12 protein-coding genes are annotated in these 13282 nt (G+C 70.9%); 9 read left to right on the top strand and 3 right to left on the bottom strand.

Translation table 11 applies throughout. The annotated features are described in order from the left end of the window. Positions 1-83: 83 nt before the first annotated feature. Together ACVK00_RS23425 and ACVK00_RS23430 are read right to left on the bottom strand one after the other, a co-directional pair. On the bottom strand, positions 84-1709 hold the full coding sequence (locus ACVK00_RS23425; protein ID WP_284894010.1) for a rhodanese-related sulfurtransferase: 1626 nt from the start codon (positions 1707-1709) through the stop codon (positions 84-86). Positions 1710-1830: 121 nt separating this feature from the next. After that, complete coding sequence (locus ACVK00_RS23430) at positions 1831-2397, bottom strand: cysteine dioxygenase family protein (RefSeq protein WP_175705741.1); 567 nt, start codon at positions 2395-2397, stop codon at positions 1831-1833. 74 nt (positions 2398-2471) lie between these two features. Between ACVK00_RS23430 and ACVK00_RS23435 the strand changes: the two genes are divergently transcribed. Continuing rightward, positions 2472-3395, top strand: coding sequence for a LysR family transcriptional regulator (locus ACVK00_RS23435; protein WP_228909800.1), 924 nt, complete (start codon positions 2472-2474; stop codon positions 3393-3395). A 61-nt stretch (positions 3396-3456) separates the two neighbouring features. Here ACVK00_RS23435 and ACVK00_RS23440 read toward each other — a convergent pair whose 3' ends face one another. Next, positions 3457-4791 carry an acyl-CoA dehydrogenase family protein gene (locus ACVK00_RS23440; RefSeq protein WP_284894009.1) on the bottom strand — a complete coding sequence of 445 codons (1335 nt, stop codon included), beginning with the start codon at positions 4789-4791 and terminating at the stop codon, positions 3457-3459. 347 nt (positions 4792-5138) lie between these two features. Here ACVK00_RS23440 and ACVK00_RS23445 point away from each other — a divergent pair, with 347 nt between their 5' ends. The 8 genes from ACVK00_RS23445 (at position 5139) to ACVK00_RS23480 (ending at position 13235) form a co-directional block, all read left to right on the top strand. After that, entirely contained in the window at positions 5139-6224 is a 1086-nt protein-coding gene (locus tag ACVK00_RS23445) for an LLM class flavin-dependent oxidoreductase (protein ID WP_284894008.1), read from the top strand. A 20-nt stretch (positions 6225-6244) separates the two neighbouring features. Further along, on the top strand, positions 6245-7090 hold the full coding sequence (locus ACVK00_RS23450) for a class II aldolase/adducin family protein (protein WP_284894007.1): 846 nt from the start codon (positions 6245-6247) through the stop codon (positions 7088-7090). Positions 7091-7125: 35 nt separating this feature from the next. Continuing rightward, positions 7126-8160 carry an ABC transporter substrate-binding protein gene (locus ACVK00_RS23455; RefSeq protein WP_175709867.1) on the top strand — a complete coding sequence of 345 codons (1035 nt, stop codon included), beginning with the start codon at positions 7126-7128 and terminating at the stop codon, positions 8158-8160. Positions 8161-8164: 4 nt separating this feature from the next. Beyond that, complete coding sequence (locus tag ACVK00_RS23460; RefSeq protein ID WP_284894006.1) at positions 8165-9256, top strand: ABC transporter permease; 1092 nt, start codon at positions 8165-8167, stop codon at positions 9254-9256. Beyond that, on the top strand, positions 9250-10050 hold the full coding sequence (locus ACVK00_RS23465) for an ABC transporter ATP-binding protein (RefSeq protein ID WP_228909794.1): 801 nt from the start codon (positions 9250-9252) through the stop codon (positions 10048-10050). The genes ACVK00_RS23460 and ACVK00_RS23465 overlap by 7 nt, the downstream gene beginning before the upstream one ends. 50 nt (positions 10051-10100) lie before the next feature. Beyond that, complete coding sequence (locus tag ACVK00_RS23470) at positions 10101-11282, top strand: c-type cytochrome (RefSeq protein ID WP_284894005.1); 1182 nt, start codon at positions 10101-10103, stop codon at positions 11280-11282. 37 nt (positions 11283-11319) lie between these two features. Then, complete coding sequence (locus ACVK00_RS23475; protein WP_284894004.1) at positions 11320-12276, top strand: ABC transporter substrate-binding protein; 957 nt, start codon at positions 11320-11322, stop codon at positions 12274-12276. 92 nt (positions 12277-12368) lie between these two features. After that, positions 12369-13235 (top strand): MOSC domain-containing protein, encoded by an 867-nt coding sequence (locus ACVK00_RS23480; protein WP_284894003.1) that lies wholly within the window; start codon positions 12369-12371, stop codon positions 13233-13235. Positions 13236-13282 lie beyond the last annotated feature (47 nt).

The raw sequence follows: 13282 nt of genomic DNA on the forward strand, positions 1-13282 counted from the left end.
CGCGCGGCAACGGGCGCGGCGCACGCGGGGCCGCGCGCCGGTTGGCGGTTGGCGGTTGGCGGTTGGCGGTTGCCGCGCGGCGATCAGATCACGCGGAAGTGGTGCGTGCCGTCCCGCTTCAACTGATCGACCAACCCGTATTCCCAGTCGAGATACGCCTGCATCGCGGCGGCCGCGTTGTCGGTGCCTTCGTACGGGCGCCGGTAACGGTCGACCCGCGGCGATGCGAGATGCGTGTCGCCGTGCTCGAGCGGCAGCCCCGCATCGATCCACGCTGCCGTGCCGCCCGTCAGCACCGAGATGGCCGCGGAGGCCGGCAGCAACGCACGCGCGTCGTCCGCCGCGAACCGCGCGAGCAGGCTCGATCCGCACGTGAACACGTAGCGCTTCGCCGGCGGGATCGCGGCGAGCGCGTCGCGCAACTGCGCGCGCACGACGAACCACGCGCCGGGAATATGGCGCTTCACGTAGTTCGCGCTGGTCGTCACGTCGACGATCGCGATCTCGCCCGCAGCCGCCTCCTTCAGCCAGCCCGCAAGCGTCGCGGGCGACACTTCGGTCACCTGCGGCGTCGCCGGCACGTCGCGCGGCGGCTGGCCGCGCTCCACGAACGCGGCCGTGCCGGCCGGCTCGACCACGCGCACGTCCCAGCCCATCTGCGCGAGCCACGACGCGGTCATGTCCGCGCGCACGCCGTCGTCGTCGGCCAGCACGATCCGCGCGCCGCGCACCGCTGCGTGATGGTCGGTCTCCTGCACGAGCTGGCCGCCCGGCGTGCTCAGGAAGCCCGGCAGGTGGCCGGCCTCGTATTCCTCCGGCGTGCGCACGTCGAAGCGGTACAGCGTGCGGCCCGGTTCGTCGAGCGCGGCGAGCTCCGCGAGCGCGATGCGCGGCACGCCCGCGCGCTCGGCCACCGCGCGTGCGGCGCGGCGTGCTTCGTCGCGCTGTGCGGGATCGACGTCGTCGGGAAAGCGTCGCGACGCGCCGCGCTCGAGCGTCTGGCCGGCGAGCGTCCAGCCGATCGTGCCGTTGCGCAGCGCGGCGACCGGGTTCGGCAGCCCGGCGTTGATCAGCGACTGCGTGCCGATGATGCTGCGCGTGCGGCCCGCGCAGTTCACCACGACCCGAGTCTGCGGATTCGGCGCGAGCGTGCGCACGCGCAGCACGAGTTCCGCACCCGGCACGCTCGTCGACGTCGGGATGTTCATCGTCTGGTATTCGTCGAAGCGGCGCGCGTCGACGATCACGACGTCGGCCTTCGTGTCGATCAGCGCCTGCACTTCCTGTGCGGACAGCGACGGCGTATGCCGCTCGGCCTCGACCCATTCGCCGAACGACTTGCTCGGCACGTTCACGTCGATGAACAGCTCGCCGCCCGCGGCGAGCCACCCCGCGAGGCCGCCGTCGAGCAGGCGCACGTCGGTATAGCCGAGCCGCGCGAGCGTCGCGGCCGCGCGCGGCGCGAGATCCTCGCCGCCGGCTTCGCCGAACACGACGATCGGCGTGTCGCTGCGCGGAATGCGCGTCCACGCGTCGAGTTCGAGTTTCGACAGCGGAAAGTTGGCGGCCCACAGGGGATGGCCCTGCGCGTACGGATCCTCCTCGCGCACGTCGATCAGTGCGAGCTCGTCGCGGGCCAGCAGGCGCGCGCGTACGTCCTGGTACGACGCGACGGGGAAACGGGAAGTGGAATCAGCGGTTTGCGTCACGATGTCTCGGTCGGATTCTGTTGAAGTCGTTGAAGAAAGCACACGGAAAACGGTTGAATCTCGCGCCTGCGGGCGGGCGCTCGCAACGGGGCGCGGGCGGCATGCGGGATCACGCGCTCGGTCACGCGTTCGAATAGCCGGACACGAACGGCTTCACGGTGCCGTCGTCGAGGAACACCGCGCGTTCGACCTTGCCGATATTCGCGCCGTACACGTGGATGCTGATCGATACCTGGTCCGCGAACGCGTTGGTCACGCGATGGACGTCGCCGATGCGCGGCGACACGGCCTCGACCTCGCCCGGCTGCAGCCGCACCGCATCGCCCGCCGGCACCGGCTTGCCGGTTGCGTCGAACCGGTACGGCTGCGAAAACTCGCCGCCGCGCAGCATCCCGATCAGCCCCCACACCGTGTGGTTGTGGATCGGCGTCGTCTGGCCGGGGCCCCATACGAAGCTGACGACGGAAAACCGCTCGTCGGGATCGAGATGCAGCAAGTACTGGCGGTAGCGCTCGGGATCGGGCTGCGCGAACGCATCGGGCAGCCAGTCGTCGTGCGCGACGAGCGCGGCGAGCAACGCGCCGCCCTCGTCGAGAATGCGCGCCTCGTTCGCACCGGACGCAAGCAGCGCGCCCAGCCCGTCGACGAACGGATGCAGCGGCGTCTGCCGCAACGAAAGCGTACTCATCGGCCAGCTCCTCGAATATGATGCCGAACATGATGGATCGTCATGATGCACCTGAAAGACCATGCAGAACAAACATGAAAATTAGCGATATCGACGCTTTTGCAGCGGTCGTCCGCTGCCAGACGCTGAGCCAGGCCGCGACCGAGCTCGGGATGACGCAGCCCGCGATCACGCGGCGCGTCCAGAACCTCGAGGAAGCGCTCGGCGTGACGCTGCTCGACCGCAACACCAAGCCGCCGCGCCCGACCGACATCGGCCGGCAGGTGTTCGAGCAGTGTCGCGCGATCCTGCGCGAAGTCGATGCGCTGCGTGAACTGACGGCCGGCCAGCGGCCGCCCGCCGGCGAATTCCGCGTCGGCCTCACGCAGGGGCTCGGCGAACTGATGCTGCCCGGCCTGATCGCGCGGCTTGCCGGGCAATGGCCGGCGCTCACCACACAGGTCACGACCGCCTGGGGCGGCGCGCTCGTCGAACGCATCGCGCGCCGCGAGCTCGATGCGGCGCTGGTGTTTCTGGCCCGCGAGATGGTGCTGCCGCCGCAGGTCGAGGGCGAACGGCTGCTGGCCACGCGGCTCGTCGCGGTCGGCCGCAAGGGCGACTGGCCGCGCCGCGGCTACCGGCTTGCCGACTGCCATGCGCGCGGCTGGGTGCTCAATCCCGACGGCTGCGGGTTTCGCGCGGGCCTGCGCCGGGCGCTCGACGCGCAGGGGCTGCCGATGCCGGTCACGCTCGACACTTACGGCCGCGACCTGCAGTTGCAGAGCGTCGCGAACGGCTTCGGCATCGGATTGATGCCGCTGCCGCTGCTCGACGGCAGCCCGCTGCGCGATGCGCTCGACATCGTGCCGCTCGCCGATTTCAAGCCGCAGATCGATCTGTGGCTGCTGCACCGGCAGGACGCCGCGCGCTTCACGGCGCCGCTCGCCGCCGTGGCCGCGCATGCACGCACTGCGTTCGCGCTGCCCGCGGATGCCGCCGCGCACGACAAGGCCGCTTGAACAGGACGGACGACGGCTGCACAACGTCGTCCCGTTTGCGCTGACCGTCACGCCACCGCGCTCACGCATCGTGTCGAGCGGATGCCGGCGCGTTGCGTGATGTCCCGCCCGCGTCCGCGTTCGGCGTCGCGCTTCGCGCCGCCGCCTCGAGCGCCGCACGTCCGGCGGCGACCGCGATCGCGTCGTCCTGCGGCGTATGCACGCGGCTGCACAGCACGTCGCGATAGTGACGTTCGAGCGGATTGCTGCGGCTCAGCCCGTGATTGCCCGACAGCTTCAACGCGTGCTCGACGGTGCGGATCGCCTGCTCCGTCACGGTTCGCTTGACGAGGCCGCTCGTCGTCACCGGCGGTGCATCGCCGGCATCGGTGCGTGCGATGTGCGCGTCCAGCAGCACGCGGTTCGTGTGCAGCCACCCTTCGATCTCGCCGATGGCCTCCTGCACGCGCGGCAGCGTCGCGAGCGGCGCACCGAGCCCGCTCGGCGCGCGCGTCGTCGCGAATTCGAGCAGCCAGTCGCGCGACGCACTCGCCACCGCATCGTAGAGACTGCCCAGCAGCGCGACCATCCAGGCCTGCTGGTCGGCCTGCGCGTCGACATCCGCATGACTCGCGGCCGACACGATCCACGCATCGGGCGCGCGCACGTCCACCGCATGATCGGCGGGCAGCCGCACGTCGTCGAACACGACCTCGTGGCTGCCCGATGCGCGCAGGCCCAGGTGATTCCAGCTTTCGATCACGCGGATGCGCGGATCGTCCCCAGCGTGGCGCTCGCGCGGCACGAGGAACACGCCGACCCGCGGCTCGGGCTCGTCGGTGCGCGCCCATACGGCCAGCCAGCGCAGCGCCGGAATGCCGGTGCAGTACAGCTTGTGGCCGGACAACCGCCAGCCGTCGCCGTCGCGACGCGCAACCGTTTCGGGCAGGCCGCCGCGCGACGGCGACCCGAGCGCCGGCTCGACACGCAGTGCGTTGATCAGCGCGCCTTCGTCGACCGCACTGTCGAACACCGCACGCCGCAGGCGCGCGGGCCAACGGTGGTCCGCGCGGCCGAGCGCGCGATGCTGCAGATACGTCATCGTCAGCACCAGCGCGGTCGCGGGATCGGCGCGTGCGACCGCGGCCACGATGCGGCTCGCCTGTGCGAGCGTCGCGCCCGCGCCGCCATGCTCGCGCGGCACGACCTGCGCGATCAGCCCGGCGCGATGCAGCCGCGCGAAGTTCTCGTGCGGGAAGCGGCCATCGACATCGTTGCGGGCGGCGTCGGCCGCGAGTTCGGGCGCGAGACGCTCGAGCAGCGCGGCGACGCGCGCATCGTCGGCAGGCAGGTGGCGCAGCGACGACTGCGGTGCGAGCGGCGCTGGCGGCGAGGAAGCGGCAAGGCTGGCGGACATCGGTACGGATTCCCTCGGTGACTGGGTAGCGGGTAGCCAATAACGTAACGGCGGTGACGGCGGAGATCGATCGGCACGCGGCGCGGCGGCTCGCGAAGCCGGCGGCGACCGGCGGCGATCAGGCGGCGACCGAAGCCCCGCACGACAGGCGGCCGGCGCCCTTTCGATTCGATCGCGAGCCCACAGCGTATGCGCAGCGCACACGCGCCCAAACCATGCAAATCTGATATTCAAATCCGGATTGATTATTTCCGTTCCGCATGATCCCGGCGGTAATCTGCGCTCCAGTCCCCGCCGCGCCCGGCCGTCGCTGGCCGCGCCGGGCCGTCCTTGCATCGGAGACCCAGATGAGCGTCGAATTCATCGGCATGATCCAGAGCCAGAAGCAGTCGGAAATCCATCCGGCCGCCGGCCCCGTCGTCGACCCCGACTACGTGCGCGACTTCGCGCGGGCACACGAAACGGCCGGCTTCGACCGGATCCTCGTCCCGCATCACTCGACCGGCCCGTCGGCGACCCTGACGATCGCGTTCGCGGCCGCGGCGACCGAGCGCATCCATTTCATGCTCGCGCATCGTCCGGGCTTCACCGCGCCGACGCTCGCCGCTCGGCAGATCGCGACGCTCGACCAGTTCAGCCGCGGCCGGCTCGCGGTGCACTTCATCTCCGGCGGCTCGGACAGCGAACAGCAGCGCGACGGCGATTTCCTCGATCACGACGCGCGCTATGCGCGCACCGACGAATACCTCGGCATCCTGCGACGCATCTGGACCGAAACGCAGCCGTTCGATCACGACGGCGCGCACTACCGCTTCACACAGGGCTTTTCGGAAGTGAAGCCGTTCCAGCAGCCGCACGTGCCGATCTACTTCGGCGGCGCATCGGAGGCGGCGCTGGAAGTCGCCGGCAAGCACGCGGACGTCTATGCGCTGTGGGGCGAATCGCTCGACCAGGTGCGCGACCTGACGACCCGCGTGCGCGCCGAAGCCGCGAAGCACGGCCGGCAGGTGCGCTTTTCCGTGTCGTTCCGGCCGATCCTCGCGGCGACCGAAGACGACGCGTGGGCGCGCGCGCACCGGATCCTCGACGAGACGCGCCGGCTGCGCGAAGCGGCCGGCCTCGGCACCGGCGGCCCGCAACAGAGCGAAGGCGCGCGGCGCCTGCTCGCCGCGGCCGAACGCGGCTCGCGGGTCGACACGCGGCTGTGGACCGAGATCGCGAAGCTCACCGGCGCGCGCTCGAATTCGACCGCGCTGGTCGGCACGCCCGAACAGGTCGCCGATGCGCTGCTCGACTACTACGACCTCGGCGTGACGACGTTCCTGATCCGCGGCTTCGACCCGCTCGACGACGCGATCGACTACGGCCGCGAACTGATTCCGCGCGTACGCAGCGCCGTCGCGGCACGCGACGCGGCGCAGCGCGCCGCCTGACGCAAACGGAGCCGCCCGCCATGTCCGCCGTCCTCTCTTCTTCGTCGCCCGCGCGCACCGCGTCGGGCCTCGTCCTCGCCGACACCCCGCGCCAGCATTTCTGGTTCGATCCGCCCGCGCCGCGCGTCGACGTCGCCGCCGAGCGCCGCCACCGGCAGGAGCGGCTCGCGGCCGCGTTCCGCCTGTTCGCGCGCTTCGGCTTCGCGTCGGGCCTCGCCGGCCACATCACCGCGCGCGATCCGGAACTGCCCGACCACTTCTGGGTAAATCCGCTCGGCGTGCATTTCTCGCAAATCAAGGTATCGGACCTGCTGCTCGTCAACGCCCGCGGCGAAACCGCGATCGGCAACCGGCCGCTGAACAAGGCCGCGTTCGCGATCCATGCGGCGATTCACGACGCGCATCCGCACCTCGTCGCGGCCGCGCATACGCATTCGACCTACGGCAAGGCGTGGTCGACGCTCGGCCGCGCGCTCGACCCGCTGACGCAGGACGCGTGCGTGTTCCACGAGGATCACGCGCTGTTCGACGACTTCACGGGCATGGTCGTCGACACGAGCGAAGGCGCGCGGATCGCGGCCGCGCTCGTGAAACCCGACGGCGGCACGCACAAGGGCGTGATCCTGAAGAACCACGGAATCCTGACGGCCGGCCCGACGGTCGAGGCCACCGCGTGGTGGTACATCGCGCTCGACAATGCCGCGCACACGCAGTTGCTGGCCGAAGCGGCCGGCACGCCGCAACCGATCGATCACGCGACCGCGCGGCACACGCACAGCCAGATCGGCGGCCCCGACGGCGCATTGCATGCGTTCGACAGCCTGTTCGCGCGCGTCGTCGCCGACGAACCCGACCTGCTCGACTGAGCGCCTGCCGCACGACCGGAACCCAAAACCACACCATGACCGATACCACCGCACCCGCGCCGACCGGCGCCCATGACGACAAGCGCCGCCGGCTGCTGCGCGCGGCCGGCGCCGCCGCGCTCGCCGCACCGGCGATCACGCTCGGCCGCAAGGCCTGGTCCGCGCCGCCGCTGAAGAAGCTCACGTTCGCATGGAACCAGAACGCGTTCTGCCTGACGCCGATCGTCGTCGCGCAGGAGCACGGCTTCTTCGAGAAAAACGGGCTGAAGGTCGAGCTGATCAACTACAGCGGGTCGACCGACCAGCTGCTCGAATCGATCGCGACCGGCAAGGCCGACGCGGCGGTCGGGATGATCCACCGCTGGCTGAAGCCGCTCGAAGCCGGCTTCGACGTGAAGATCATCGGCAGCTCGCACGGCGGCTGCGTGCGGCTGCTCGGGTCGAAGACGGCCGGCGTCACGACGCTGCAGGCGCTGAAGGGCAAGACGGTCGGCGTCAGCGATCTCGCCGCGCCCGGCAAGCACTTCTTCTCGATCCTGCTCGCGAAGAACGGCATCGATCCCGAGCGCGACATCACGTGGCGGCAGTATCCGGCCGACCTGCTCGGCGTCGCGGTCGACAAGGGCGAGATCCAGGCGATCGCCGACGGCGATCCGAATCTCTACCTGCTCGAGAAACGCAGCAACGGCGCGTATGCCGAACTCGCGACGAACCTGTCCGGCGAATACGCGCGCAAGGTGTGCTGCGTGATCGGCGCGCGCGGCGATCTCGTACGCAACGACCGGCCGGCGGCCGCCGCGCTCGCGCGCTCGATCGTGCAGGCCACCGAGTACACGCACGACAACCCGAACGAAGCCGCGAAGGCGTTCGCGAAGTATTCGCCGAAGATCAACCCCGACGACCTGCGCAAGCTGTACGCGACGCTGACCTACACGCACCACCCGACCAACGTCGACCTGCAGCAGGAAATCGCGTTCTATGCGGACGATTTCCGCCGGATCAACGTGCTGAAGAAGAGCACCGACCCGCAGCGCTTCGCGCAGCAGGTCTATGCGAACGTGCTCGGGTGACGCGATGTCGACGATCGAACACACGTCCCCCGCCCGCACCGCGTCGGCCCCCGCCGCTGCCACGGCTGCTGCTATGTCCCGTGCCGCGTGCACGGCCTGCGACGCGACGCTCGCGGCCGAAGCTCGCCGTGCGCGCACCTGGCCGGCCGGCGTCGTCGCGGCGGTCGCATGGGCCGTGCTCGGCGCGCTCACGCACCTGTGGCCGAACCGCGTCGTCGGCTTCACCGACTGGGCGTACACCGATACGTTCGGCATCGCCGCGTGGACGATCGCCGCGTTGCTGCTGATTTCGGCGACGCTCGGCCATCGCGTGCCGGCCACGCGCGCGCGGCTCGCCCGCGTGCGCCAGGCCGGGCCGTGGCTCGTCGCGCTGCCGCTCGTGCTCGCCGCGTGGGAAATCGTCACCGCGAAGACCGGCTGGCTGCCCACGCCGTTCTTCGCGCCGCCGCAGGCGCTGATCGAGGTCTACGTCGACGACTGGCCGCGCCTCGCCGGCAGCGCCGGCAATACGCTGAAGCTGCTCGCGCTCGGGTTTGCCTACGGCGTCACGGTCGGGTTCGCCGTCGGCGTGTCGATCGGCTGGTCGCGCCGCATCGGCTACTGGGTGCATCCGGTGCTGCGCGTGCTCGGCCCGGTGCCGGCCACCGCGCTGCTGCCGCTCACGTTCTACTTCTTTCCGACGAGCTATTCGGCCGCCGCGTTCCTGATCGCGCTGTCGACCGGCTTCCCGGTCGCGGTGCTGACGTGGTCGGGCGTCGCGAGCGTGAACCGGCAGTACTACGACGTCGCGCGCACGCTCGGCGCGAACGCGCGCTTCCTGGTGCTGCGCGTCGCGATTCCGGCCGCGCTGCCGCACGTTTTCGTCGGCATCTTCATGGGGCTGAGCGCGTCGTTCACGGTGCTCGTCGTCGCCGAGATGATGGGCGTCAAGTCGGGGCTCGGCTGGTATCTGAGCTGGGCGCAGGGCTGGGCATCATACGTGAACATGTATGCGGCGCTGATCGTGATGGCGGTGCTGTTTTCCGGGCTGATCGCGCTGCTGTTCGCGGTGCGCGACCGTGTGCTCGCGTGGCAGAAAGGAACCGTCAAATGGTAAGCGCCGCTGTTCTCGAACCCTCCGTTCTCACGGCGCCGCGCGGCGCGCGCATCGACATCCGCCGCGTGAGCCATGCGTTCGACGGCCCCGGCGGCCCGCTGCCGGTGCTCGACGACGTCACGCTGTCGGTCGCGGCCGGCGAATTCGTCGCGCTGCTCGGCCCGAGCGGCTGCGGGAAATCGACGCTGCTGCGGCTCGTCGCGGGTCTCGACGCCGCGCGGCAAGGCACGATCGCGCAGGACGGCGCGCCGATCGAACGGCCCGATCCGTCGCGCATCGTCGTGTTCCAGGATCCGACGCTCTACCCGTGGCGCCGGGTGCGCGCGAACGTCGCGCTCGGTCTCGAAGCGCGCGGCGTGGCGCGCACCGCGCAGCATCGCGTCGACGATGCGCTCGCGCGCGTCGGGCTGCAGGAGTTCGCGAACGTGTTTCCGCATCAGCTGTCGGGCGGGATGGCGCAGCGCGTCGCGCTCGCCCGCGCGCTCGTCAACGATCCGCGCCTCCTGATCCTCGACGAGCCGCTCGGCAAGCTCGACTCGCTGACGCGTTTGACGATGCAGGCCGAGCTGACCGCGCTGTGGCAACGCGACGGGTTCTCCGCGCTGCTCGTCACGCACGATGTCGAGGAAGCGCTGTTTCTCGCGCAGCGCGTGATCGTGTTCGGGCCGCGTCCCGCACGCATCGTCGCGGAACTGCGCGTCGACCTGCCCTATCCGCGCCATCGCGGCGACCCGCGTCTCGCCGAGCTGCGCCATGAGGCGCTGCGGCATCTCGGCCTCGATGCGAGCTGGTAGATGCGCGGTGCCGTTCGCAGGATTGCCGGTGCGCGGCAAAGGCCGCGCCGATGAGTGCACCGCCGTTTTCCGACTGGGCGCTCCTGTTCCTGCAACTGCTGTATCGCGCGCAGGTCGCGTTCGCGCGCGTGCTGCATGCGGCCGGCCTGAGCGGCGATGCCGACGGACAGGCCGCATGGCCTTGGGCGCACCGGATCGCGCTCGAAACGCTGCGCATCGACGCGGCGCTCACGCGCCAGCTCGCATTCGCGGGTGCGGCGAGCGCGCTCGCCGTGGCGCTTGGCTGCGTCGCGATCGCGTCGCGCAAAGGGCGTGCGGCATCGGCAATCGCCGCGCTGGCCGTTGCATGGTTCGCACCGTGGCCGCCGGCATCGCTGTGGCTCGCGCCAGCGGTGCCGACCAGTTTTCAGCGCAATCCCGCGCCGTTTTCCGTCGCGAACGTGATGCGCGGCGAGCACCTGTACACGCAGCATTGCGCGGCCTGCCACGGCGCGGACGGCCGCGGCGAAGGGCCGCTCGCGGCGACGCTCGCGCATTGGCCGCCGACCTTCGCGGGCGCGCTGCTCGCGCGCCGGCTCGACGGCGAACTGTACTGGCGCGTGCGGCACGGTACGCACGACGCACGCGGCGCGGCGTCGATGCCGGGCTTTGCCGCGACGCTCGGCCCGGCCGACACGTGGGCCGTGCTCGATTACCTGAAAGCGCTGTCGGCCGGCAGCGGCGCGCAGGCCGAAGGTGCGTGGCCCGTGCCCGTCCCGCTGCCGGCGCTCGACGTTCGCTGCGGCGGCGCCGCGCCGCAACCGCTCGCGCGCTGGCGCGAAGGCCAGCGCGTGCGCATCGTCGCGCTCGCGCCGGCCGGCACGCCGCCGCGGGAAGACCCGCGCTGGCAGACGCTGCTCGTCACCGCCGGCGACACGCCCGCACCGCCGCCCACCGGCGTGCGCGCGAACTGTGTCGCATCGACGCCCGATGCCTGGCAGGCGTTCGCGACGATCGCGGGCGTGCCGCCCGATGCGTTCGGCGGCACGCAACTGCTCGCCGACCGGCGCGGCTGGCTGCGTGCGCGCGCGTTGCCGGGCAGCACCGGCTGGTCGGCATCCGACCTGCTGTGCCGCTCGGATGCCCCCGCACGCGCGCCGGCAGCCGCCGCGAACGTCGATCCGCTGACCGCGCTGCTGTTGCGCGTCGATGCCGAACCCGTGCGCGATGTGCAAGCCGGGCTCCCGCACTGAATCCCCGAACCGTTTCCCCGCTCGACAGAACTTCACGATGAACCCGACCCGACGTCACTTCCTCGCGCAAGCAAGCGCCCTCGCCACCACCCTCACCGTCGCCCCGGCCGCGCTCCACGCGCAATCGGGCGCGCGCCCGCTGCTGCGGGCCGGCGATCAGAAAGGCGGGCTGCGCGCGCTGCTCGAAGCGGCCGGCGAACTGAACGGCCTCGCGTACGACATCGCGTGGACCGAATTCCCGGCCGCCGCGCCGCTGGCCGAAGCGCTGAACGCGGGGGCCGTCGACTGCGGGCCGATCGGCGACGCCCCGGTGATCTTCGCGCTCGCGTCGGGCGCCCGCATCAAGGTGATCGCCGCGAACCGCTCCGACCCGTACGGCACCGCCGTGCTCGTGCGGCCCGACGCCACGCTGAAAGACGCCGCCGACCTGAAAGGCAAGCGCATCGGCACCACGCGCGGCTCGATCGGCCATTTCGTCACGCTGAAGGCGCTCGACGCGGCCGGCTTGCCGCCGGACGCCGTTTCGTTCCGCTTCCTGCCGCCGGCCGACACGATGCTTGCGCTCGCAACCGGATCGATCGATGCGTGGGCAACTTGGGAACCCTATACGGCGCTCGCCGAAACGAGCGGCCGCGCGCGCGTGCTCGTCGACGGCCGAGGCCTGTGGTCGGGCCTCAGCTACGTCGCGGCGACCGACGCGGCGATCGCGTCGAAGCGCGACGTGCTGCGCGACTTCCTGCAACGTGTCGTGCGCGCGCAGGTCTGGTCGTACCGGCACGTCGACGCGTATTCCGCGGCGCTCGCGCGCATCATCGGCATCCCGCCGGCGGCCGCGAAGCTGCAGTTCGAGCGCCGCAACACGCGCTGGCAGCCGATCGACGCGACGGTGATCGCCTCACAGCAGCGCACGGCCGACTTCTACCTGAAGGCCGGGCTGCTGCGCCAGCCGCTCGACGTGCGCACGACCTTCGACCTCGGCTTCGCGCTCGCGTAACCGGCCGCGCGGCGGCGTACAACCGCCCGAACGGTTTTCGCACGATCTGGCACAATCGCGATTCGATCATCCCGCCTTCGTCAGCCAGCGTCATGCCAGCCATCTCCGAACTCTTCGTCTACCCGATCAAGTCCTGCGCCGGCATCGCGTTGCCGCGCGCGCAACTGCTCGAAACGGGCCTCGCCTACGATCGCCACTGGCTGATCACCACCTCCGACGGGATGATGATCACGCAGCGCACGCATCCGCGCCTCGCGCTGATCCGCACCGCGCTCGACAGCGATGCGCTCGTGCTGAACGCGCCGGGCATGCCGGAGATCCGCACGCCGCTCGACGGCGACGCGACGCCCGCCACGCCGAAGATGGCCGCGACCGTCTGGCGCGACACCGTCGACGCGATCGACACGGGCGCCGAAACGGCTGCGTGGCTCACCGAATTCCTCGGCGTGCCGTTGAAGCTCGCGCGCTTCGGCGCCGACGCGCGCCGCGGCTGCAACCGCAAGTGGACCGGCGACATCGATACGCACACGCAGTTCGCGGACGGCTATCCGCTGCTCGTGATCGGCCAGTCGTCGCTCGACGACCTGAACGCGAAGCTCGTCGCGAAAGGCGTGCCGGCGATCCCGATGAACCGCTTCCGCCCGAACATCGTCGTGTCGGATCTCGACGCGTATGAAGAGGATTTCCTCGAGCATCTCGACGCCAACGGCGAGACGCCCGTGCGGCTGCGCCTCGTGAAGCTGTGCACGCGCTGCCCGATGCCGACGATCGACCAGGTGACCGGTGCGCCGAACCCCGACTGGCCGCACGAGCCGACCGACACGATGCAGACCTATCGCGCGAACCCGAACTACGACGACGCGCTGACGTTCGGCATCAACGCGATCGTCGTCGAAGGCGCGGGCGCGTGGCTCGAGGTCGGGCAATCGGTCGAAGCGGAAATCGGGTTCGGCGACTGATCGACCCGCCACGACGACTGCCGGACATGCGTGCACACGCGCCGGCA

This window comes from Burkholderia sp. PvR073, assembly GCF_054055695.1.

Excerpts from the sequence above, each read along its gene's own strand:
- ACVK00_RS23430 (WP_175705741.1), bottom strand. The coding sequence starts at position 2,397 with ATGAGTACGCTTTCGTTGCGGCAGACGCCGCTGCATCCGTTCGTCGAC.
- ACVK00_RS23435 (WP_228909800.1), top strand. The coding sequence starts at position 2,472 with ATGAAAATTAGCGATATCGACGCTTTTGCAGCGGTCGTCCGCTGCCAG.
- ACVK00_RS23440 (WP_284894009.1), bottom strand. The coding sequence starts at position 4,791 with ATGTCCGCCAGCCTTGCCGCTTCCTCGCCGCCAGCGCCGCTCGCACCG.
- ACVK00_RS23445 (WP_284894008.1), top strand. The coding sequence starts at position 5,139 with ATGAGCGTCGAATTCATCGGCATGATCCAGAGCCAGAAGCAGTCGGAA.
- ACVK00_RS23450 (WP_284894007.1), top strand. The coding sequence starts at position 6,245 with ATGTCCGCCGTCCTCTCTTCTTCGTCGCCCGCGCGCACCGCGTCGGGC.
- ACVK00_RS23455 (WP_175709867.1), top strand. The coding sequence starts at position 7,126 with ATGACCGATACCACCGCACCCGCGCCGACCGGCGCCCATGACGACAAG.
- ACVK00_RS23460 (WP_284894006.1), top strand. The coding sequence starts at position 8,165 with ATGTCGACGATCGAACACACGTCCCCCGCCCGCACCGCGTCGGCCCCC.
- ACVK00_RS23465 (WP_228909794.1), top strand. The coding sequence starts at position 9,250 with ATGGTAAGCGCCGCTGTTCTCGAACCCTCCGTTCTCACGGCGCCGCGC.
- ACVK00_RS23470 (WP_284894005.1), top strand. The coding sequence starts at position 10,101 with ATGAGTGCACCGCCGTTTTCCGACTGGGCGCTCCTGTTCCTGCAACTG.
- ACVK00_RS23475 (WP_284894004.1), top strand. The coding sequence starts at position 11,320 with ATGAACCCGACCCGACGTCACTTCCTCGCGCAAGCAAGCGCCCTCGCC.
- ACVK00_RS23480 (WP_284894003.1), top strand. The coding sequence starts at position 12,369 with ATGCCAGCCATCTCCGAACTCTTCGTCTACCCGATCAAGTCCTGCGCC.